Genomic DNA, 21,020 nt, shown 5'->3' on the forward strand with positions numbered 1-21,020 from the left:
AGTTGTTTGGTAGCTGTACTTCTTAAAGAGACTTCTAAATTCGTTCGGTCGCCATCGATTGGCACGTTCTTGAGTGCGGGATATCGGTGGCCAAACATTCGCCCGTTAGTATTGGTTTGCTGAACACCTTACGGTGCTTACACGTCCAACCTATCAACCTGGTAGTCTTCCAGGGGGCTCTCGACTAATGTCTACGAATCTTTATCTCGAGGCGGGCTTCACGCTTAGATGCTTTCAGCGTTTATCCTTTCCGAAGTTAGCTATCCAGCCGTGCCGCTAGCGCGACAACTGGTACACCAGAGCTTCGTCCAACTAAATCCTCTCGTACTAAAGTTGAATCCTCTCAAGATTCGAACGCCCACGGCAGATAGGGACCGACCTGTCTCACGACGGTCTGAACCCAGCTCACGTACCACTTTCATTGGCGAACAGCCAAACCCTTGGGAGCTTCTACACCCCCAGGATGTGATGAGCCGACATCGAGGTGCCAAACCGCATCGCCGCTGTGGACGCTCGGATGCGATAAGCCTGTTATCCCCGGAGTACCTTTTATCTGATGAGCGATAACCCTTCCATTCGGGATTACCGGATCACTAAGACCAACTTTCGTTCCTGCTCGACTTATGGGTCTCGCAGTCAAGCACACTTATACCTTTACGCTCTACGCCTGATTGCCGACCAGGCTGAGTGTACCTTTGCACTCCTCCGTTACTCTTTGGGAGGAGACCGCCCCAGTCAAACTGCCCGACTGACACTGTCCTTTGCCCCGATTCAGGGGTTCAAAGTTAGAATTAAAATATAACCAGGCTGGTATTTCAACAACGGCTCCCGATGCACTAGCGTGCAAAGTTCAAAGCCTCCCAGCTATCCTACACAAATTATATCTCAACCCAATATCAGCCTACAGTAAAGGTTCACGGGGTCTTTCCGTCTAACCGCGGGTATGTGGCATCTTCACCACAACTACAATTTCACCGGGTCGGTGGTTGAGACAGTGCTCCAATCGTTACGCCTTTCATGCAGGTCGGAACTTACCCGACAAGGAACTTCGCTACCTTAGGACCCTCATAGTTAGGGCCGCCGTTTATTGGGGCTTCGGTCGCGAGCTTCGCCGTGAGGCTAACTCTCTTCCTTAACCTACCAACACCGGGCAGGCGTCAGACTCTATACATCCACTTGCGTGTTAGCAGAGTCCTGTGTTTTTGATAAACAGTCGTTAGAGCCGATTTTCTGTGGCCTCCAACAGCGTGAACCGTCGGAGGCGCCCCTTATCGCGAACTTACGGGGCCATTTTGCAGAGTTCCTTAACCACCGTTCTCCCGAGCGCCTTAGAATTCTCATCTCGCCTACCTGTGTCAGTTTTAGTACGGTCAGTTGCTTAACTTCGCAGCTTTTCTTGGACGTCCTTCCAATGACTTCGAGAACTTGGATGCTCTCGAGCTTGACCTTGGCTTTTGTCCGGTATTTTAACCCCAGACACCTCAGTGTTCGCTACGGACATTTCTATTCGTACCGCTCACTTTCCGGACGCCGTCCCTGCGACTAGATACACAACCGGCGAAGGAATATTGACCTTCTATCCATCCCCTACGCTTTTCAGCCTCGGGTAAGGTACCGGCTAACCCTGGGCGGATTTACCTTCCCCAGGAAACCTTAGGCTTTCGGCGAACAGGATTCTCACCTGTTTTATCGTTACTCATTCCGGCATAATCACCCGATGATCCCTACACCGCTCGTTACCGTACGGCTTGTATCTGATCATCGGCGCTCTCCTACCACTCTAGCCATAAGGCTAGAATCCGCTGCTTCGGTGAAATACTTACTCCCGTTCATTATCGGCGCAGAAATGCTCGACTGGTAAGCTATTACGCACTTTTTAAATGATGGCTGCTTCTAAGCCAACATCCCAGCTGTCACAGCATCTCAACTTCCTTAGTGACTAAGTACTTCTTCGGGACCTTAGCAGGCGATCTGGGTTGTTTCCCTCTCGACCCTGGAGCTTATCCCCCAGGGACTGACTGCCGAGGTAAGGTAACCGGTATTCGGAGTTTGGTTCAGTGAGGTACCCCGGGAGGGGCCCCCATCCGATTCAGTATCTCTACCCCCGGTTACTAATTGACTCGACGCTATCCCTCAAGATATTTCGGAGAGAACGAGCTATCTCCTGGTTTGATTACACTTTCAGTCCTCCGCACAGGTCATCCCCTCGGTTTTCAACCCAAGTGGGTTCGGTCCTCCACGCAGTTTAACCCGCGCTTCAACCTGCCCATGCGTAGATCACACAGGTTTCGCGTCTGCAGCAAACGACCAACGCCCTATTCAGACTCGGTTTCCCTTGGGCTTCGTTCCGTCAGAACTTAACCAAGCCGTTTACCACAACTCGCCGGATCATTATGCAAAAGGCACGCCGTCACACATTAAAATAGTGCTCCGACCGCTTGTAGGCACATGGTTTCAGGTTCACATTCCTCCCCTAGCAGGGGTTCTTCTCACCGTTCACTCACGCTACTGGTTCGCTATCGGTCGTTAGAGAGTATTTAGCCTTACGGGATGGTCCCCGTGGATTCAGTCTAGGTTTCACGTGACTAGACCTACTCAGGTGCTTCTAAGGTGCGATCCGGTTTTCACGTACGGGGCTGTCACCCTCTGTGGCCGACCATTCCAAGTCGTTCCGCTAACCAATCACAATCCCATATCGAAGTCCTACAACCCCGAGAGGGAAACCCCCTCGGTTTGGGCTATACCGATTTCGCTCGCCGCTACTGACGGTATCGATTTTTCTTTCTATTCCTCTAGTTACTTAGATGTTTCAGTTCACTAGGTTGTTACAGACATGCCTATGTATTCAGCATGCTGCGGTCGGGAATCCCGGGATCATCACTTGTGTGTCAACTTCCCCAGGCTTTTCGCAGACTTCCACGCCCTTCTCCTTCTAACGCCAAGACATCCCCCATGTGCCCTTGATAGATTGGCCACCGAAATCCCGAACTCAAAAACCATCCATTCCCTTTGTGGCGAACCACTCCAGTCACAGATAGCGATCGAACTCATAGACTTCAAATTTGAATCTATTAACGATATCACACAGTGGCCAGACTCTTCTAAGTAAGTCTGGCCGCTCAAGAATCCAATCGAAATTTATCACCAGCATCGATCTCTCACGCACGAATGCGAGTCGAAATTGATCTGGCGACGCTTCCGAAGAACTTTTATAAAATTACCTTGTGAACATCCGCTGAACCCCGGAAAAAGGCCAGCTTCCATTCACATATGGTGCTCTTTTCAGATGCCAACTACCAAACAACCAAATTGTCAAAAATCAGTTTCGTCGATGAATCGCTTTCGCGATCGACCGGCGAGTCGCTGCCCGAAGACAGCCGGCCGAGATCGTTTTATCCCTCTGAGTGAGGTGATCTCGGCCGGTCGTTTTCGAGCGAGGGGGAACTTTAGCGGCTGGCCTGATGGGCGTCAAGCGGGAAAGGGCATTTGATTGAACATTATCTTGAATGATCCCATTTGTCTCGGTTTGTGAACGACACCCTGCCCCGGTTTCGCCTCGGCGAGCGGCTCCAGATCGCTCCGTTTTCGCTGCGTTGAGCGAATTGCTGAGGTGATGTGACCGGGGGAAGGCGACGGCCTGGCCGTGTCGACCGCGGAGGACGGCTCTTCGGTTCGGGGAGTTCAGGCTAACGCTGGGTTCTCCGAAGGGGAGAATCCGGGCCGTAGGGGAGGTTTGATCGGGGCGTCGGCGGTCGCCGTGGCGTTGAATCACCGCCGCTTCAACGCGGCTGCCAGCGGGCTGGCTCGTCGGCAGCGAGCTGCATGGTGGCTGGTTGTTTCCGTGTGAAGAAAAGACGCCCGGGTCGCCGGCCTGCATGATGCAGGACACCGGGAATCGACAGTTCGTCAGTGATGTTTTTGAAAATAAATCGCTGTCGATGCGAATTCGACTCGGCGAGGTAACGGGCCTCCGGGCAATTCTCTCGCTCCGGTTGAGCCGAGCCAGCCTCAGCGTTTCTTGGTCGGCTGGACGTTGAGGATTTTCATCTCGGGGAGGGAGCCGAGGAAGCGGCGGCCGTAAGGTTTGGTCTTGATGCGCCCGTCGAGGACGACGACCATGCCTTCGTCGGTACGGGTGCGGATCAGACGCCCGAAACCTTGGCGGAATTTAATCACCGCTTCGGGCAGTTGGTAGTCTGAGAACGGGTTGCCCCCGGACGCCCGGATGGCTTCCAAGCGGGCTTCGAGCAGCGGGTGATCGGGGACCGAGAAGGGAAGTTTGGTGATGATCACATTGGTGAGGGCATCGCCGGGGACGTCGACGCCTTGCCAAAAGCTGTCGGTGCCGAGCAGGACCCCGCGGGGATTTTCGCGAAAGGCGTCGAGGAGCTGCGTGCGGTTGCGGTCGCCAGCTTGGGAGTACAGTTCGAGGTCGCGCTCGATTAACCATGGCGTGATCGCTTCGGCGCATCGCCGGAGCAGCGCGTAGCTCGTGAAGAGCACGAAAGTGTGTCCGTCGCAGTATCCGGCAAAGCGTTTGATCTGCTGCGGGATCGATTTCTCAAAATCTTCTCGCTGTGACGAGGGGTCGGGCAATCCGTTGACGATGACGAGCTTCGCTTGCTTCTGATAATCGAAGGGGCTGCCGACTTGGAGGTTTCGTCCGCCGGTCAGGCCGACGCGGCTGCGAAAGAATGAGAACCGCTGTTCATCGCCACTGGCCAGCGTCGCGCTGGTCATGATCACGGAATCGATCTCTTTGTTCTGAAAAAGCTCAGCCCGCAGCGTTTCGCCGATATCGATGGGTGAGGCGGACAGAGACACGCGGTCCATGCCGCGGCGATTGCCGGTTTTTTCGACCCAGTAGACGCATTCGTGTTCACTCTTTTGGGCCAACCAATCGCGGAGCCCGCCGGCAAGAGCGAGCAGCCGGTCGTGAGCGGACTGGAAGTCTTGGCGGTCGGACTCGTTCTTCTGAGCGTCGGCGTGGGCGCGGAGCTTGCGGGCGAGCTGCTCCATCGGCTCGCTGAGCGGGTTCTCGACGAGGTCGGGGTGGTGGACGCGTCCATTGCGAGATTTCGTTTGCTCGAACCAGTCCAGCACGTCAGCGAATAGGTTGCTGGCGGCATACCGGCATCTCTCAACCTGGCTTTGCAGGCCTTGGAGCTCATGAGCGACGAGTAGGCCTTTTTGCAGCCGATCGTTGTAGAGTCGATCGAAGAGATAGTCGAACTGGCCGCTCGTCAGGCGAATGCCGAGGTGGTCACCGGCGACGCCTTCGATCGTATGGCATTCGTCGAGCACGACAACGTCATAGTCGGGCAGCAGTGAAAAACCTTGCCGCCGCATCGCCATGTCGGTGAAGAGCATGGCATGATTGACGATCATGACCTGGGCATTCTGGGCGCGTCTGCGGGCGCGAAAGTAGAAACAGTTCTTGAACTCAGGGCATTTGCTGCGGAGGCAGTTGCCCGTGTCGCTGCGGACTTCGTCCCAGACGGCGCCGTCGGGTTTGACCGGGAGTGTGGCGAGTGATCCATCACCGGTGGTTTTGGACCATTTCTGGACACTGCGGAGTTGTTCGACCTGGAAATCATTGGCCATCAATGACGTTGATTTCGCCACCGCCCGTTGCATGCGGCGGAGGGACAGGTAGTTCCCGCGTCCCTTGACGAGGACGGCGGAGAATTCACGCGGGATCACGCTGGCCAAGAGGGGGACGTCTTTGCCGATGAGTTGCTCTTGCAGGCTGATCGTGTGGGTGGAGATCAGGACGCGGCGGCGTTTTTTCGGATCGCCCGCCCCCTGTTTGGATCGTTTGGGGTCGACGGTATCGTCGAGTTCATCCTCATCGAGCTGTTCACCAGCCGCTAGCGATTTCCCGTCGGGCGGTTTCGCCGCAGGCTCCTTCGCCGTCGCCGCTTCACTTTGATTGGCGGTCGCGTGCAGGATCGCGGGGACGAGATAGGCGAAGCTTTTGCCGGTGCCCGTGCCGGCTTCGACGACCAGATGCTCTTTAGCAGCGATCGCAGCGGCGACCTCGCGGGCCATGTCGAGTTGCTGCTGCCGCGGTTCGTAATTCTTGAGCCGCCGGCTGATGCTGCCGCCCTCCCCGAGAATCGCATCGACGTCCAGGTCCGGGGGCTCTGGCGGTGGCTCGGCTGACGAATCCGATGGTGGATCAGTCGGTGAGGTCACGAAAGGGAGCCTTCTGGAGTATCGGCAGCCGTGATCTTCTCACTGTCGGTGTCGTCCGATGTCAGCGGCCGATCGTAGATGCGGTGTGTTTTGGTGCAGGTTGCCCCACCGCGCTTGATCGTCCCGCGAGAAAGTTGGTTGCTTTCGAGCACCCAGGAGAACTCGCCGACTTGGATACCAAAATCGAGGGCGGCCGGGACGATGGGATAGAGCGTGACCAGACCGAGGCCCCACTTTTGGTATTCCGGCAGCACATTGGCGCTGACCATCCGCAGTCGCGTGATCTTTTTGCGGCCCATCAGTAGGTGCAGCCAACCCAGCGGAAAGAGTTTTCCGCCGATCCGCCGGATAATGGGGTTGTAGTCGAGCAAGCCGAACCCGGCGCCGACGGGTTTGCCATCGATCTCGGCGATGCTCGTCAGCTCAGGAATCAGGAGTTGTTTCAGGCCCGCGCTCTGTTCTTCGACTTCGGCTTCGCTCATGGGCACATAGCCCCAGGTCTGTTGGAGCGATTTGTTATAGATTTCCAGGAAAATTCGCACGTCTTCGTTGAAGTGCGAGCGACGGATCCGCCGTGTGCTGGCTTGAAAACGCTTCTGTGCCTCCTCGATGACGAACATCAGCTTGGGATCGAGATCGTTGAGGATGTCGATGCTGGCCTCGTAGCTGAAGACATCCTGAATCTTGTCAAACCCGGCATCCTTGATCAGTGATTCGTAGTACGGGTGGTTGTACGTGATCAGAAACGTGGGAGGCGTATCGAACCCGTCGACGAGCAGGCCCACCTCATAGTTGAGGCTGGGGTGTATCGGTCCACGGGCGATCGTCATGTCACGCTGGCGCAGCCAATCGCAGGCGGTGTCCAGGAGCAGGCGGGCGGCTTCCGGGTCGTTCTCGCATTCGAAGAAACCAAAAAATCCGACCTGGTCTTTGTGAGTTCGGTTGTGCGCATGGTTGACACAGGCGAGCACGCGACCGACGACTTGGTCATCGCGTCGGACCAGGAATGTTTGTCCCTCGGCATCGAGCCAGAAGGGGTGTGGTTTGAAGCCAACGAGCTTCTTTCGTTCGCTCCATAGTGGCGGGACCCAATTCGGATCGTCGCGATACAAACGTCGTTCCAGTTCAAGAAACGCTTTTTGATCCCGGCGATTTTCGACAGGGTGGCAGGTGACCTGCGACATGATGGGTTGGTTTTCGCTCGAGCGGGTGCGGAAGAGAAGTAACAGCCAGGGAGTTCGATTCGGACGAGATTCGCTGGGGGAGTTCAGGGTGGCAGCTCGGACGGGCGGAGCCGTCCGGCTACAATAACAAATTGAGCTCGATCGGCCCATCACTTTAGTTAAAAGGACAGACCTCTTGGAGATTCTCCGTAGCAACCAGAATGCGACGATTCGCCGGCTCGTGGGGTTGCGCAATAATCGTCGTCGCCGTGCTGCGGGGGTGGTTTTAGTCGACGGTGCGAGAGAAACGCGGCGGGCGATCGAAGCGGGTTTGGTCATGCGTGGTTTCTACGAACAGGTGGATGCCAACGCAAACCCGGTCGCAGACGGACCGGACTGGCGTTTTTTGCGAGATCATGCCGTCGAGACGGGAGGGCATCGTGGTGTCGTGGGGGATTTGTTTTCCAAGGTCTGCTACGGCGAGGCGGCCGACCGCTGCGTCGCGGAGTTCAAGGTTCCGGGCGACACGCTCGCCGATTTGCCGACGCTGGGGCCGGGGTTGATTCTGGTGCTCGACGGGGTCGAGAAGCCTGGCAATGTGGGGGCCGTGTTTCGCACCGCCGACGCTGCGGGCGTTGCCGCAGTGCTGCTGAGCGATTGCCCGAGCGACCGTTTCAATGCCAACGCGATCCGCGGTTCACTCGGGGCGGTGTTCACGGTCCCTTCGGCGGCGGGTAGCCAAGTCGAAATCGCCGCATTTCTCGCCCGCGAAGTCGATGAGGTGTATGCGATGCGAGTGGAGGGATCTGAGTCGCTCTATGACGTGAGTCTGCGGTCGGCGGGCACGCACCGACGGATCGCGGTCGTACTGGGCAGTGAAGCCGATGGATTGGGTGAACGCTGGCAGAGCTGGCCGGCGGCGAGCAGTGAGGGAGAGGAAAACGCGGCGGGGCGCCCGATCGGAGGCATCCAGCTGCCGATGGCCGGACGCGTCGACAGTCTGAATATCTCCGTCTCCGCGGCGGTGGTTGCTTTCGAAGCTGTTCGGCAGCATCGCAATCCCTAAGAAATGCACCTTTGCGAAGGTCATTTCACCCCGAACCATCGCGTCATCTGGAAGAATCGCTAACGTCAGCGAGACCGGTCGACGATACAGAGGTTGTCTAGCACTGCTAAAACGACAAGTGCGTGCTAGTGCGGAAGATGTGCCGGGGGGGTACATGGACCCAGTGATCATGTGTGGAAGGATTCCGTGATGCAGAGAGACAAGCCTCGAGAGTTGCGTCGATTTCGGCGAAACGTCTCATCGCGATTTTGGCTTGCGAATTTGCTCCGTGAGAGCAGTCTCAACCTGGGAGCCGGTGTTTCGATCTGTGTTCTTTCCTGTGGAGCCGCAGGTTTTGCGGCTGCCGATAACGGCGAGACCTCGCCTGCAGGCACCTCAGGACATCAGGCGTCGGAGATTCGGCTGATGGGGGCGGACGTCCGTTTCATGCCGATCGGTCAATCATCCAGCTGCGTCAAGACGGCGCAGGAACCTGGGGTCTCGTCATCTCATCCATCGCAGGTCGAGCTCACGGAGCCGTCCCACTGCAGCGCCGAAGAGCTCGAGCCACCTCAGTTGGTCGATGCGGGTGTCGACGTGGACAAGATCGTCGAGAATATCCGTCGCAAGAGTGTTAGCGAAAAACGCGAAGCGATGCCGCCGGGCCAAGCCAATCATCCTCAGATTCTTTCGATTCGTCGACTCGAACTGAAATCCGCTCCTGGAAAGCGCGTGCTCGCCACCCGCACGAGCGAGTCTACTCCGCTTACTGGGCCTGCTCCTGATGCAGAGCCGCTGGCTCGCCAACAGGCAGTTGCCCGCGTCGAGACCCCACGGCTGCAATGGACGGCACCTTCTCAGCCCACCAAAAAAACACCCGAACCTAAGAAATTGCTGCCGCCAAGCATTCTCGTGCAAAGCGGCGGCGGCGAGGTTGCGGCCCCCGTCGAGAGCCCGCCCATGGACGAGCAGCCTGCCGCGACCGTGCAGGTCGATGCAGCCGAGGAGCCCGCCGATCCAACAACGATCGCGAGTCTGCCGTTGCTCCCGGTCCCCAATCAACAATGGGTTTCATCCGAAGCCAATGCGACCATCGCTCGCTCGCCACGGCGTCATCGACCGATCGCGGTCGTCGCCCCGCCCACGATCGCAGTCGCGCAGTCCAAAGCGAGGCAGCCCGTCCGTTCGCAACACGACGTGCCGACGCGGCTCGCCGGTTACGTGCGACCTTCTGCGACGTCCCGGGAGGCGACACCCGCCGTCGCGAAAACACTCACGCCCACGCAGCGGATGATGAAAGAGATTCATGCCCGCTACCCTGACGCGGATGTGGTCTTGGCAAACGTAGAAAATCGATTGGTTGTGCGTGGAAACTGCGATGACCGCAAACAAGCCACTGAAATCATTCGGTTGATTCGCAGCCAGCATCTGATCCCGGTGGATGATCAATTGATCATCCGATAGACCAACATTTCAATCGCCAATCGTTCTCAATCTGTCGGTCACGCCCGACCGTCAACGCATGTCTCGAGGTTCGATCATGAACAGTCCTTGGAAACTACTCACGACTCAACGCGACGGAGAGCCCGTGCTCAGCTCGCGTATGGGTTTGGCCGCCAGCATCGCGACGCTGGCATGGTCGCTGAGTGGAAGCATGGCGGATGCTCAGCAACAGCGAACCCTGCAGCATGACGGGCATTCCTTTGAGGTCGTGTCGGCCTCGGACATGTCGAGCGTGTTCGAGATGTCGGGCGGAGAGTCGGTGGGGTCCGAATTCGACCGAAACTTCCCCTTGGCCCAAGGCAGCCAGTTTGCTGGGGGGCAGCTCGCTAGCAGCTCTTGTGGCGACGGGCAATGCAGTGGATCGTGTGGTGGGCAGTGCGGTGACTCAGCCTGCGGCGTCGGTGGCGGATATCGCGGTGGTTTGTTCGGGCACTCGCGGAATTGCGGCGGGCCGTGTAACGATTGTCAGCCGTTTTGTTATGGACGTGTCGAAGCCGTCTACATGCAGCGTGACGGCTTGGATAACTTCACCCGAGCGCGATCACCCGATCTCTGGTTAGATGATCCGGGGTTCGAGCCCGCTCCACGCATCACGATCGGCACCGCACCGGACTGCGTATCGGGTTGTGAATTGAGTTTCACCGGCCCGCTGAACTGGGAGATGAACAACACGGCGGTCCTGAAAAATGGGCAGACCCTGCTCACCGAACGCATCGAACTGCCCGGGCCAGGTGGGATCGGCACGTTCCAGCAGGACATCGCGTTCACGATGCTCTACGATCCCACGTTGACCAGCCCCGTGGATGACGCCAACGATCCGGTTCTGTTCCAACGCCAACGCTATGAGTCAACTTACTGGACGGTTGAAGCGAGCAAAACGTCGATGGCTTGGGATATCGCCAAGCTGCTGATCGGACCACGCTACATTCGATTCGACGAGGAGTATTCCTACACGGCATCCAATGGTCCGGCTCCCGATCAAAATGCAGCGATCTATTCGGAGGCCTCCAACGACCTGATCGGTCTGCAGGTCGGTGCGGATATCTTCAGCCCGATTTGCCGTTCCACGTCGGCGTACTTCCGCGGCCGAGCCGGTGGGTACTACAACCTGGCCCAGTCGACCGCTTTTGTCGAGGATCAAGCCACCTGGCTCTACGGTGAGAGCGATGAAGACAACGGGTTCGCCGCCATGTTTGAATTGGGCGGCGGGCTGCAGTACCAAATCTGTGAAATGTTCTCCATCCACGGTGGCGGCGAATTGTGGTACCTCACCCAGGTAGCCACGGCCGAGAACCAGATTCCTACCGTGGTGGGAGTCAACACGCCCTATCGCGGCACGCAATCGAGCGACGATGTGTTCTTCGCCGGTTTCAACGTCGGTGCGACGATGAAGTACTGAGCTGCTGCAGGGGGCAGCGGGGCGACCATCGCGGAAGCCAGCCCGGCTGGGCTGGCTCGCAGCTAACGAGCGAAGGCGGCCGCGACAGCTTCGTTGACGATCTCACCGTGATGGATGTTCAGCGCCGTCGCTAGTTCCAAATCGCGTGGCTCGGCCGTGTTGCCCTGCCCCGCCAAGCGAGTCACATAGGGGAGCGTGGCATTGCACAGGGCGTAGGTGCTGGTGCGCCCGACCGCGCCGGGCATGTTGGCGACGCAGTAGTGAACGACGTCATCGATGATGTAGGTGGGCTCTTGGTGAGTCGTGGGGCGACTTGTCTCGATACAGCCGCCTTGATCAACGGCGACGTCAATGATCACGCTGCCAGGCTGCATCCTTTTGAGGTCTTCGCTGCGGACGAGTTGAGGTGCCTTTGCCCCGGGGATCAGAACGGCTCCGACCAAGAGATCGGCTTGATCGATCTCCTTCAAAACCGTGTGCCGATCGCTGAAAAGCACGTTCACGTTGGCGGGCATGATCTCATCAAGGTAACGCAGTCGATCGAGATTCACATCGAGAATCGAAACATCAGCTTGGAATCCCGCCGCGATCCGGGCCGCATTGGCGCCCACGACGCCGCCTCCGAGGATTGTGATGTTCGCCGGGGCGACACCAGGGACACCGCCTAGCAGAATGCCGCGTCCCATCTGAGGCTTCTCAAGATATTTGGCGCCTTCTTGGATGCTCATCCGGCCAGCCACTTCGCTCATCGGTGTCAACAATGGCAGACGATTGTTTTTGTCACGCAGTGTTTCGTACGCGTAACAGGATGCACCCGAAGCGATCATGGCATCGGTCAATGATCGGCTGGCGGCAAAGTGAAAGAATGTGAACAGGATCTGCCCGTGGCGGATCAGGTCGTACTCCGAGGGTTGAGGTTCTTTGACCTTCACGATCATCTCAGCGGCCGCGAACACTTCCTCTGCCGTGTGGACGATCGTGGCACCAGCAGCTTGGAAATCGACGTCGGTCATCCCCGATCCCATTCCCGCCCCGGACTGGATGATCACCTCGTGACCACGCGCGGTGAGCTCCTCCGCCCCAACCGGCAACATCGCAATGCGGTATTCGTCAGATTTGATCTCGGTCGGAACGCCGATACGCATGATGGACTCTAAGGTTGGACGGTTCGATGGTATTCAGTGGATGGTAACATGGTAGGTGGATGGCTGTTTTCGGGTGTTGAGAACACACGGTGTTTTCCCTTCCTATTTCACCCTCCCGGTTCGCTCCCTACTTCACCCTCCCGGCGAAGCTGGGAGGGTCGGAAGACGAGCCTTTAGTGAGTCTTCCGGGGAGGGGCGACAGTGCAACGGAAAGTCCCGAACCAGCATGCCCCTCCTCCCCCAGCTTCGGAGACTGCTGGAATGCAAGCCCGACACGCGAGCAAGGGTTTACCTGACTCCACTCGCTAACGCTTCGGGCTTGTATGGCGGCAGAAAAACATTGGGCACCGACTATTTCAGCAGTCTCCTTCGTCGGGAGCGGGTGAAGTCGTGCAATCGACTGCCAATAAACAACTTAAAAGCCGCACGACCTCTTCGCTCGGGAGGGAAAGGCATCCAGGCGCCAGCTGACCGGAGAGGAAAGTCGCGGAGCTCACGCGAGTCTCGCTGTACAATTCAATCCATTTGAAAATGGATCGTCGTTCCGCGCTCGACTGATCGGCCCGTGGAGGGACGCAACGAATGATATGATTGAGCGAATGCAATGGACGATCAACCGACGCGTCAAACATCGAAAATTTTCCGTCGTGGTCGACGCAAAACGCAAACACGATCGGAAGGATTGCTATGGAGTGTACTTCGTGCCAAACAATTGTGTGGCTTGAAGTTTCGCCGTGAACACTCGATCGGGCCTTGGTTTGCCGATTTTGCGTGCGTCGCCAAAATGCTGGTCGTCGAAATAGATGGTGGATATCACGATGAAAACATCGAGAGTGATTTGCGGCGTCAGCGAGACTTGGAAGAGCGTGGGTGGAAGGTGCTGCGGTTCACAGACAAGGACATTGAGCAGGACTGCGAAGCTGTCGCTCGCGAAATTGCTAAGCAACTTGATTTGCACTACGTGCATACGAGACGCGCAAAAACCGGTTCAGGCATGAAGGGAAGTGCTCGCCCTCCCCGGAAATCTCGCTGAAGGCTCGCTTTCCGACCCTCCCCAGCTTTGCTCGGGAGGGTGAAGCATTTAGGCGGTGGTCAATCAGCGTCCATCGTCTACGAAGACCACGCTCGATACCCTTCATTTTCTGCTTGCCCTGCTATCAACGCGACTTCATGACCACTGACCTACTTCATCGTCTGACCGCGGCAAACGACCATCCCTTGCGGGGTGATGGTGACTATGTGCTGTACTGGATGATCGCCCAGCGTCGGTTGCGGTTTAACTTTGCCCTCGACTATGCGATCGAGCGGGCGATCGAGTTTGATTGCCCGCTGGTGATTTTCGAGCCGCTGCGAATTCGTTATCCGTGGGCGAGCGATCGGCTGCATCGATTCGTGATCGAGGGAATGCGCGACAAGGCGGCTGCCTCGGCTGAGCTCGGCGTGGTTTATTATCCGTACGTGGAGCCCGAGGCGGGCCGTGGCACTCCGCTGCTGCATCGATTGGCCAAGCGTGCCTGCACAGTCGTCACCGACGAGTACCCGTGCTTCTTTCTGCCGCGGATGATCGAGGCGGTGAAGGGCCGCATTCCCGCCAGATTGGAGCTCGTCGACGGCAACGGCATTTTGCCACTCCGGCGGGCTGAGAAAACCTACACGGTCGCGCACAGCTATCGTCGATACATGCAGAAGAATGTGCTTGAGGAACTGCAGCGAACCCCCGCTGCGACTCCCCTGCCCTGCTCTGCCCTGCCCCGCCCTACCCCGAAACTCATCGACGAGGCGATTCTCCAGCGATGGCCCCCTGCTGATCTGGAAGATCTGCTCGACGACGGCGGTATCTCACGGCTCCCCATCGACCACTCCGTGCCGCCCTCCCCCGTCTGTTCCGGTGGCAGCGAGGCGGCGACGCAGCGATTGACCGAGTTTCTCGAGGATCAACTTGAGCGATACGACGATGAACGCAACCATCCCGATGAAAGTGCCACCTCGGGTCTGAGCCCCTATCTGCACTTTGGGCACATCTCCGCTCATGAGATCGTTGGGAAACTTTTCGATCGCGAAGGTTGGACGATCGAGCGGGCGTCCGCCCCGAACGGCAAGAACCATGGTTTCTGGAACGTGAGTGAGTCTGCTGAAGGGTTCCTGGACCAGTTGCTGACGTGGCGCGAAATCGGTTTCAACTGGTCGTTCACGAACCCGGACACCTATGACCAATTGGAGTCGTTGCCGGATTGGGCGTTGAAGACGCTGGGCGAGCACGCCGATGATGAGCGTCCGCACTTGTACACGCTCGACGAGTTTGAGCAGGCGGGCACGCACGATGAACTTTGGAACGCGGCCCAAACCGAGATTGTCCGGACCGGCATGATGCACAACTACATGCGGATGCTCTGGGGTAAGAAAATCTTGCACTGGACCCGCTCACCGCAAGAGGCGCTCGATATCATGATCCATTTGAACAACAAGTATGGGCTCGATGGTCGGGATCCTAATTCCTACTGTGGTATCCTGTGGGTGCTCGGGCGGACGGATCGGGCGTGGGGGCCCAAACGGCCTGTTTTTGGAAGTGTGCGATACATGACCAGCGCCAGCGCCCGCAAAAAGCTGCGTTTGAACGATTATGTGCAGCGATTCGCGCCGACCTGAACGACGCCGCTGGCCGGGTGACTTTCTTTACCGACTCTGTCTACGATTTTCGATTGGCTGGCACGATGACTTCTTCTCCCTCGATTCCACTGCCGATCGCCATGGCCCAGGATTGGCCATTCTTTTCGGTGGCTCGCTCTCGAGAAGTGGATCAATTGGCAATTGAACGATTCGGTATGGCGGGCATTGAGTTGATGCGAAATGCGGGGACGGCCTGCGCTGAACGCCTGTTGTCCGAACTCTCCGAGTCTTCGCCCGCCACCATGATCCTAGCCGGGGCAGGTAACAATGGCGGCGACGGCTACGTGATCGCCGAGGTGCTCACCGAGGCCAATCGTCCTGTCGTGGTTTACTCATTGGTGCCAACGGCCAAGTTATCAGGCGACGCCGAGATCAGTCACGATGCGGCTGTGGCAGCGGGGGTGTCGGTTGAGCACGTTGGTGAGGACGAAATCGTTGCCAGGATTTCTCGTCACCGTGGGATGATTGTCGATGGCCTGTTGGGCACGGGGGCCCAGGGTCCGCCCCGGAGTCCGTTCGCCGAAGCCATCGCAGCGGCCAATCAGAACTCGGAGGTTCGGCGAGTGGCGATCGATGTGCCTTCGGGATTCAATGGTGACACCGGTGAGCCCGCTGATCCCACCTTCCAGGCTGATTTGACGCTCACGTTTGTGGCTCCCAAGACCGGGATGATGGGGGCCGACGCATCGTTATCGACCGGTGAAATCGAGATCGTTGATATTGGGCTCCCGCTTGATTTGAAGCGTCAATTGGGGATCCCCGGATAGCAGGCAAATGAGATGCTGGTAGGCTGTTGGGGATACGAGTCTCGATGTCCCCCACCCCAAAGCAATCCGTCCCGTGGACCGCGTTCGCCAACTGTTTCAACAAAACGAACTCCATTCGCTCGGAAAATGGATTTTCTTGGCGTCGATGGTGGGGGTGGTCGCGGGACTCGGTGCGATCGTCTTTGACGTCTTGGGCCAGACCGTCACGCGGTACACTCTGAGTCAATTCGCAGGCTTCACACCCTTGGAAGCCGCCGGTGAATATGCCCGCTACGCACACGTGGAGCAGTCAGTGTCGCCTTGGATGGTGGTGCTGATCATGACGTTGGGCGGCCTCGTCTCCGGGCTCATTGTGTTTCGGTATGCCCCCGAAGCGGAGGGGCACGGCACGGATGCGGCCATCGATGCCTTTCACAACAAACGCGGCAGCGTGCGGGCGATCGTCCCGATTGTCAAAACGATTGCCTCGGCGATCACGTTGGGGACCGGCGGCTCGGGCGGCCGTGAGGGACCGATCGCGCAGATCGGCTCCGGATTTGGCGCCTGGCTCGGCACGAAGCTGAAACTCTCCGGACGCGAGCGGCGGATTATGCTGGCGGCGGGCATGGGCGCGGGGATCGGTGCAATCTTTCGGGCACCCTTGGCCGGGGCCGTCTTCGCAGGCGAGATTCTCTACAGCGACGCGGACTTGGAAGCAGACGTGATCGTACCGGCCGCCGCCGCGTCCATCGTTGCCTACAGTGTTTACATGCAGTCCTTGCCGGCCGATGTTCGATTCATGCCGATCTTTGGCGATGCTCTGCAGCACAAGTTTGTCTCGCCCCTGGAACTGGTCGCCTACCTGATGCTGGCGATCGTGTTGGTGCTCGTCGGTGGGCTCTACGTTCGCACTTTCTACGGTACGCAAAAACTGTTTCACAAGTTGCCCGTGATCCCGCACCTGCGCCCCGCCATCGGAGCCGCGATGGCAGGCTTGCTCGGCATCGGACTGCTGCAGATTTTCCACGACCAGCCAGCGATATTGGGCGTTCTCGGCACCGGCTATGGTACCCTGCAAATCGCATTGACCACCGCGACGAGCTTGGGGGCGACTCTGTTGGTTGTGGTGGCCCTGATGAAGATCGTAACGACCTCCCTGACGATCGGTTCAGGCGGGTCGGCCGGGGTTTTTGGCCCCTCGATGGTCATCGGTGGCTGCACCGGTGCGGCAGTGGGTTTGGTGCTACAGCGTTTCTTTCCGAATCTCGTGGCCGAGCCGGAAGCCTTTGCCGTGGTGGGCATGGCTGGCTTTTTCTCTGGGATCGCCCGGGCTCCCATCTCGACGATCATCATGGTCCGGGCCCTCACCGGTGACTTCGGGTTGCTTGTGCCAACGATGCTCGTGACCACGTCCACGTTTGTGATGAGCCAACGTTTTCGTTTGTATCAAAAACAAGTCCCCACGCGGATGGACTCGATGGCCCATCGAGGCGATTTCATCATCGATGTTCTGGAGGGGCTGCAGGTCAAGGATATTTTCAATCCAGACCGCAAGGTGACCAAAATCCCTGAGGGGATGACGGTGGAGGATATCGTTCATCACCTGGCCTACAGCAGCCAGAATTACTTCCCCGTCGTCAACGCGGATGACAAGATGGTGGGGATTTTCTGTGACGATGACGTGCGGGCTTATCTCTACGACGAGAGTCTTTGGAAGCTTGCCGTCGCGCGAGACATCATGGTGGACAACTACCTGTCGGTCGCCCCTGACGATGATCTCAACTCCGCCCTGCTCCGCTTCACTTCGCACGATCTCGATGAGTTGCCGGTACTCGACCCTGATCAGCCGGGGGAGCTATTGGGGATGCTGCGTCGCCGCGAAACAATCGCGGCGTACAACCAACGCGTGATGGAGCTCAAACGGGAGTCCAAAGAAGACGAAGAAGCAGTGGCTTAGGACGCACTCACCTGGGCGGGTGCGATAATCTCGGCGTCCGCGGCTTGACCGCTCCACTGGGGAAGCTGCATCTCGGTTGCCTGCCAGCCCGGGTGCACGAGTTTGGCTGTCCCCCCATCGCTGGCAGGAGATTCCCCGATCCAGCGATAACGGGCGACCGAGGCGTCTGCGGGAACCGTGATGGCCTCGCTCTCGTTAGAGGCGACGAGTTTGTCGATCTTGAGAATGCGGTCGAGCGATTGGCGACATTGTTTCAGACATGGCCGCGCCGCGGCACCGACCTGGGCATCTTGGTACTGATCGAGATCCTCATAGATCAGATCGATCAACCGAGCATCGCGTTGCAGGGTGGCCAGCAGCGTGATGGCTGGATTTTGAGCCGGCGCGGGCTTGGGCGAGGGAGCCGTTTTGGCAGTGGGCTCACTCGCGGCCGCAGGGGTTGGTTGCTCGATGCGAGCGTCGATCGGCGCGTCCAACGCAATCGCCACTCGCTCGGCCGCTGCGCGGTCGAAGAGCGCTTTCCAAAACGCTCGCAGCGCTATTCCCAATCGCATGATGTTTCCTCAGTGTTGGAGTCGTTTGGTGCAACCCAATGAGCCAGTGGGCGCTAGCCGAATGGCACTTACTTTAGTTTACGAATCGGTCTTGGTAACCCGACGCGTGAGCGAGGGTGATCTATTGACCACGCAAAGAACGGCATTTTCCTCGCTAACGCATCGGGTTACCTACCTCGTTATGTCCTCTCCAGGGGCCAAAGTAAGTGCCATTCGGCGCTAGCCCCGGTTTTCCCACGCGAAACGCGAAGCGTTTTGAGAGCCGGCGCTAGCCTAGGCTGTTCAATTTTTGGCGTTGTGAGCCGTGTGGGTTGTTTTTTGTTGTGTGGTTTTCAGTCCTGACTTCACCCTCCCCCGAAGTTCGGGGAGGGGGGGCACGCTGGTTTGGGTTTTCCGCTCGCCCTGTCGAGCTAGGTGCCCGCGGTTTCAGGATTCGCTTTGGACGAAGACAAGCATTTGCCGATCTGGCGGACGGCTTGCCGCAACCGGTGTTCGTTTTCGACCAGTGACATCCGCAGGTAGCCTTCGCCGGCTGCGCCGAAGCCACTGCCGGGGCTGACAGCGACGTTGCCTTCCTCGAGTAGCTTCATCGCGAAATCCATCGTGCTCATGCTGCTACGCCACGGCTCAGGGACCTGTGCCCAGACAAACATGCCTGCTTTGGGCGTCTGCACGTTCCACCCAAGTCGCTTCAGGCCACTGACCAAGACGTCGCGGCGACCTTGGTAGATCTCCGATTGCTGTAGCACGTTGTCTTCGGTGTCCCGGAGAGCCACAATCGCCGCGATCTGGATCGCTTGGAACATCCCGTAATCGTAGTATCCCTTGACCGTGCCGAGTCCCCGGACCATTTCCGAATTGCCTGCACAGAATCCAACCCGCCATCCGGCCATGTTGTATCCCTTGCTCATGGTCGTGAATTCCACTCCGACATCTTTTGCGCCGGGAGCCGACAGGAAGCTCGGGGGCATGTAGCCGTCAAAGGCGACGTCGGCATAGGCAAAGTCGTGGATCACGAGCAGCCCGTACTTTTTGGCCAATCGCACGACTTCGATGAAGAAGTCCGGTTCGACGACGGCGGAGGACGGGTTGTGCGGATAGTTGACGATCAGCACCTTCGGCCGCGGCGTCAAGTTTTCGCACGTGTACGCCACGTTGCTGAGGAATTTGTCGGGATCGGCAACATCGAGTGCGACGACGTTGCCCGATGCCAAAATCACGCCATACATGTGAACCGGGAAATAAGGCGACGGGATGATCGCGGTGTCGCCCGGCCCCATCAGCGCCAAGCACATGTGGGAGAAGCCTTCCTTGCTGCCCAGGCAGGAGATGATCTCGGATTCCGGATCCAATTGCACGTCGTACTTGCGCTGGTACTTGTTGGCGACTTCGCGGCGGAGGTTGGTGATCCCGTTGGACTTGCTGTAGCCATGATTGCTGACGTCGGCGGCCGCGTCGGTGAGCTTCTGAATCACGACGGGATCGGGGGGATCCGACGGGTTACCCATCCCCAGGTCGATGACGTCGTCGCCCGCCCGGCGTTTCTGATACAGCGAATTGTTGATCCGCCCGAACATGTACGGCGGCAAACGATCGACCCGCGAAGCAAATTTGACTTCAAATGGCTCGGGAACCGGGTCAGTGGTGGGCGAACCGATCGCGGGAGCGTCGATATTCGGCAGGTCGGGGTCGAAATGGTCACTCATAGCAAGCGGAGCTCGAGGAGATAGTGGAAACGAGAGCGGTACGCGCCACTCGACAGGCCGTCGGTGTCGATTGCGCGGGTGCCACATTGTCACACGGGTAGGGGCACTGCGTGTAGGGGGCAGGTCCGCCTTTTTTGGTCCATCAGGAATTATTGCGGGTTTCGCTGCGGTGAGCCGAGTGTGCGGGATTTTCAAGGGATTGCCGCCTGTGAGACATCCTTCCGTCGAGCTTCTCTCGGCGGAGGAGCCAACTGGCAGCTACCGAATAGAAACGGTGCTCCGTTTCGGGCTTGTCCCGGGGCGTCACACGACTTGATTCGCTGATTCCGCCGGGACAAGCCCGGAGCGGAGATCGATCTGGCGAGGGCGTTTTGCAGCTAGCTTGCAGTTGCCACTCCGCCCGGACAAGCCGGACGGAAGCGAAAACAGATGCCGTGAAACTGGTTCATCCGACGGAATCGTGCGCAGAGCACAGCGGAAGGTTTTTTGAGTACTGTCATATCCAGAACGAAAATTTGCAGTGCGCGCGTACGCTCAGCGGCACCACCAATAGGGTAGCTTTTTCGACACTCAAAGTCCACTGTTTGTCGGCCAGCCAGCACGGCTCGGTTAGCTTTGGTGGTTCAGTCTCGCCACCCTGGTAGATATCCGAAGCTCTGAGAGCCCCACACTGTCTCATCCGGCGTTTGAACCGCTAACAGAGCATCTCACTCTAGCACGGGCTTGCTCAGCAGAGCTACGCTCCACCGATACCCTCGGCATGCGACGACGTTGTTAGTGTGCTTGGCAGCACGACAATTCAGCCTAAGACTTCAGAGCTTCGGACGGTTTCGATTCTACAGTGTTTTCCTGGTTCACTCCAAGACGAATTAGTAAGCCGATCAGCAAGTCGCCGATCGATTGAGGGCCTCGACGCTTCTTGCCAGCGAGAAGCTGC

Annotated in this window: 12 protein-coding genes and 1 rRNA gene; 7 read left to right on the plus strand and 6 right to left on the minus strand. The window is 58.0% G+C overall.

Features of this window, described 5'->3' with window-relative positions; genetic code table 11:
- Positions 1 to 86 precede the first annotated feature (86 nt).
- From CA85_RS15355 to CA85_RS15365, 3 genes are all read right to left on the minus strand, one after another.
- Positions 87 to 2,974, minus strand: a 23S ribosomal RNA gene (locus CA85_RS15355).
- Positions 2,975 to 4,008: 1,034 nt separating this feature from the next.
- The gene (locus tag CA85_RS15360; protein ID WP_246112840.1) at positions 4,009 to 6,051 is read right to left on the minus strand and encodes an ATP-dependent DNA helicase; all 2,043 of its coding nucleotides are present in this window, start codon (positions 6,049 to 6,051) and stop codon (positions 4,009 to 4,011) included.
- A gap of 143 nt (positions 6,052 to 6,194) precedes the next feature.
- Entirely contained in the window at positions 6,195 to 7,382 is a 1,188-nt protein-coding gene (locus CA85_RS15365) for an N-acetyltransferase (RefSeq protein WP_146392200.1), read from the minus strand.
- 175 nt (positions 7,383 to 7,557) lie between these two features.
- On the opposite strand from CA85_RS15365, the gene CA85_RS15370 reads away from it, so the two are divergent.
- The 3 genes from CA85_RS15370 to CA85_RS15380 all read left to right on the plus strand — a co-directional run bounded on the left by CA85_RS15370 (position 7,558) and on the right by CA85_RS15380 (position 11,308).
- Positions 7,558 to 8,427 (plus strand): TrmH family RNA methyltransferase, encoded by an 870-nt coding sequence (locus tag CA85_RS15370; protein ID WP_146392201.1) that lies wholly within the window; start codon positions 7,558 to 7,560, stop codon positions 8,425 to 8,427.
- A gap of 189 nt (positions 8,428 to 8,616) precedes the next feature.
- Entirely contained in the window at positions 8,617 to 9,870 is a 1,254-nt protein-coding gene (locus tag CA85_RS15375) for a hypothetical protein (protein ID WP_146392202.1), read from the plus strand.
- Positions 9,871 to 9,946: 76 nt separating this feature from the next.
- Positions 9,947 to 11,308 carry a hypothetical protein gene (locus CA85_RS15380; RefSeq protein ID WP_146392203.1) on the plus strand — a complete coding sequence of 454 codons (1,362 nt, stop codon included), beginning with the start codon at positions 9,947 to 9,949 and terminating at the stop codon, positions 11,306 to 11,308.
- Between the two features lie 62 nt (positions 11,309 to 11,370).
- Here the strand turns inward: CA85_RS15380 and ald are convergent, their stop codons facing one another.
- A complete protein-coding gene (gene ald / locus CA85_RS15385) occupies positions 11,371 to 12,453 on the minus strand; it encodes an alanine dehydrogenase (RefSeq protein ID WP_146392204.1) in 1,083 nt (360 codons plus the stop codon).
- A gap of 604 nt (positions 12,454 to 13,057) precedes the next feature.
- Between ald and CA85_RS15390 the strand changes: the two genes are divergently transcribed.
- From CA85_RS15390 to CA85_RS15405, 4 genes are all read left to right on the plus strand, one after another.
- On the plus strand, positions 13,058 to 13,486 hold the full coding sequence (locus CA85_RS15390; RefSeq protein ID WP_146392205.1) for an endonuclease domain-containing protein: 429 nt from the start codon (positions 13,058 to 13,060) through the stop codon (positions 13,484 to 13,486).
- A gap of 137 nt (positions 13,487 to 13,623) precedes the next feature.
- Positions 13,624 to 15,099 (plus strand): cryptochrome/DNA photolyase family protein, encoded by a 1,476-nt coding sequence (locus CA85_RS15395; RefSeq protein ID WP_391564871.1) that lies wholly within the window; start codon positions 13,624 to 13,626, stop codon positions 15,097 to 15,099.
- A 65-nt stretch (positions 15,100 to 15,164) separates the two neighbouring features.
- Positions 15,165 to 15,887, plus strand: coding sequence for an NAD(P)H-hydrate epimerase (locus CA85_RS15400; RefSeq protein WP_146392206.1), 723 nt, complete (start codon positions 15,165 to 15,167; stop codon positions 15,885 to 15,887).
- Positions 15,888 to 16,032: 145 nt separating this feature from the next.
- Positions 16,033 to 17,823 carry a chloride channel protein gene (locus CA85_RS15405; protein ID WP_146392240.1) on the plus strand — a complete coding sequence of 597 codons (1,791 nt, stop codon included), beginning with the start codon at positions 16,033 to 16,035 and terminating at the stop codon, positions 17,821 to 17,823.
- Here CA85_RS15405 and CA85_RS15410 read toward each other — a convergent pair.
- Entirely contained in the window at positions 17,820 to 18,377 is a 558-nt protein-coding gene (locus CA85_RS15410) for a DUF2760 domain-containing protein (protein ID WP_146392207.1), read from the minus strand. The two genes, CA85_RS15405 and CA85_RS15410, sit on opposite strands and share 4 nt — an antisense overlap.
- 410 nt (positions 18,378 to 18,787) lie before the next feature.
- Complete coding sequence (locus CA85_RS15415) at positions 18,788 to 20,083, minus strand: aminotransferase class I/II-fold pyridoxal phosphate-dependent enzyme (RefSeq protein ID WP_146392208.1); 1,296 nt, start codon at positions 20,081 to 20,083, stop codon at positions 18,788 to 18,790.
- Between the last annotated feature and the right edge of the window lie 937 nt (positions 20,084 to 21,020).

Source organism: Allorhodopirellula solitaria, assembly GCF_007859855.1.
In the GTDB taxonomy this organism is placed as follows: Bacteria; Planctomycetota; Planctomycetia; order Pirellulales; family Pirellulaceae; genus Rhodopirellula; species Rhodopirellula solitaria.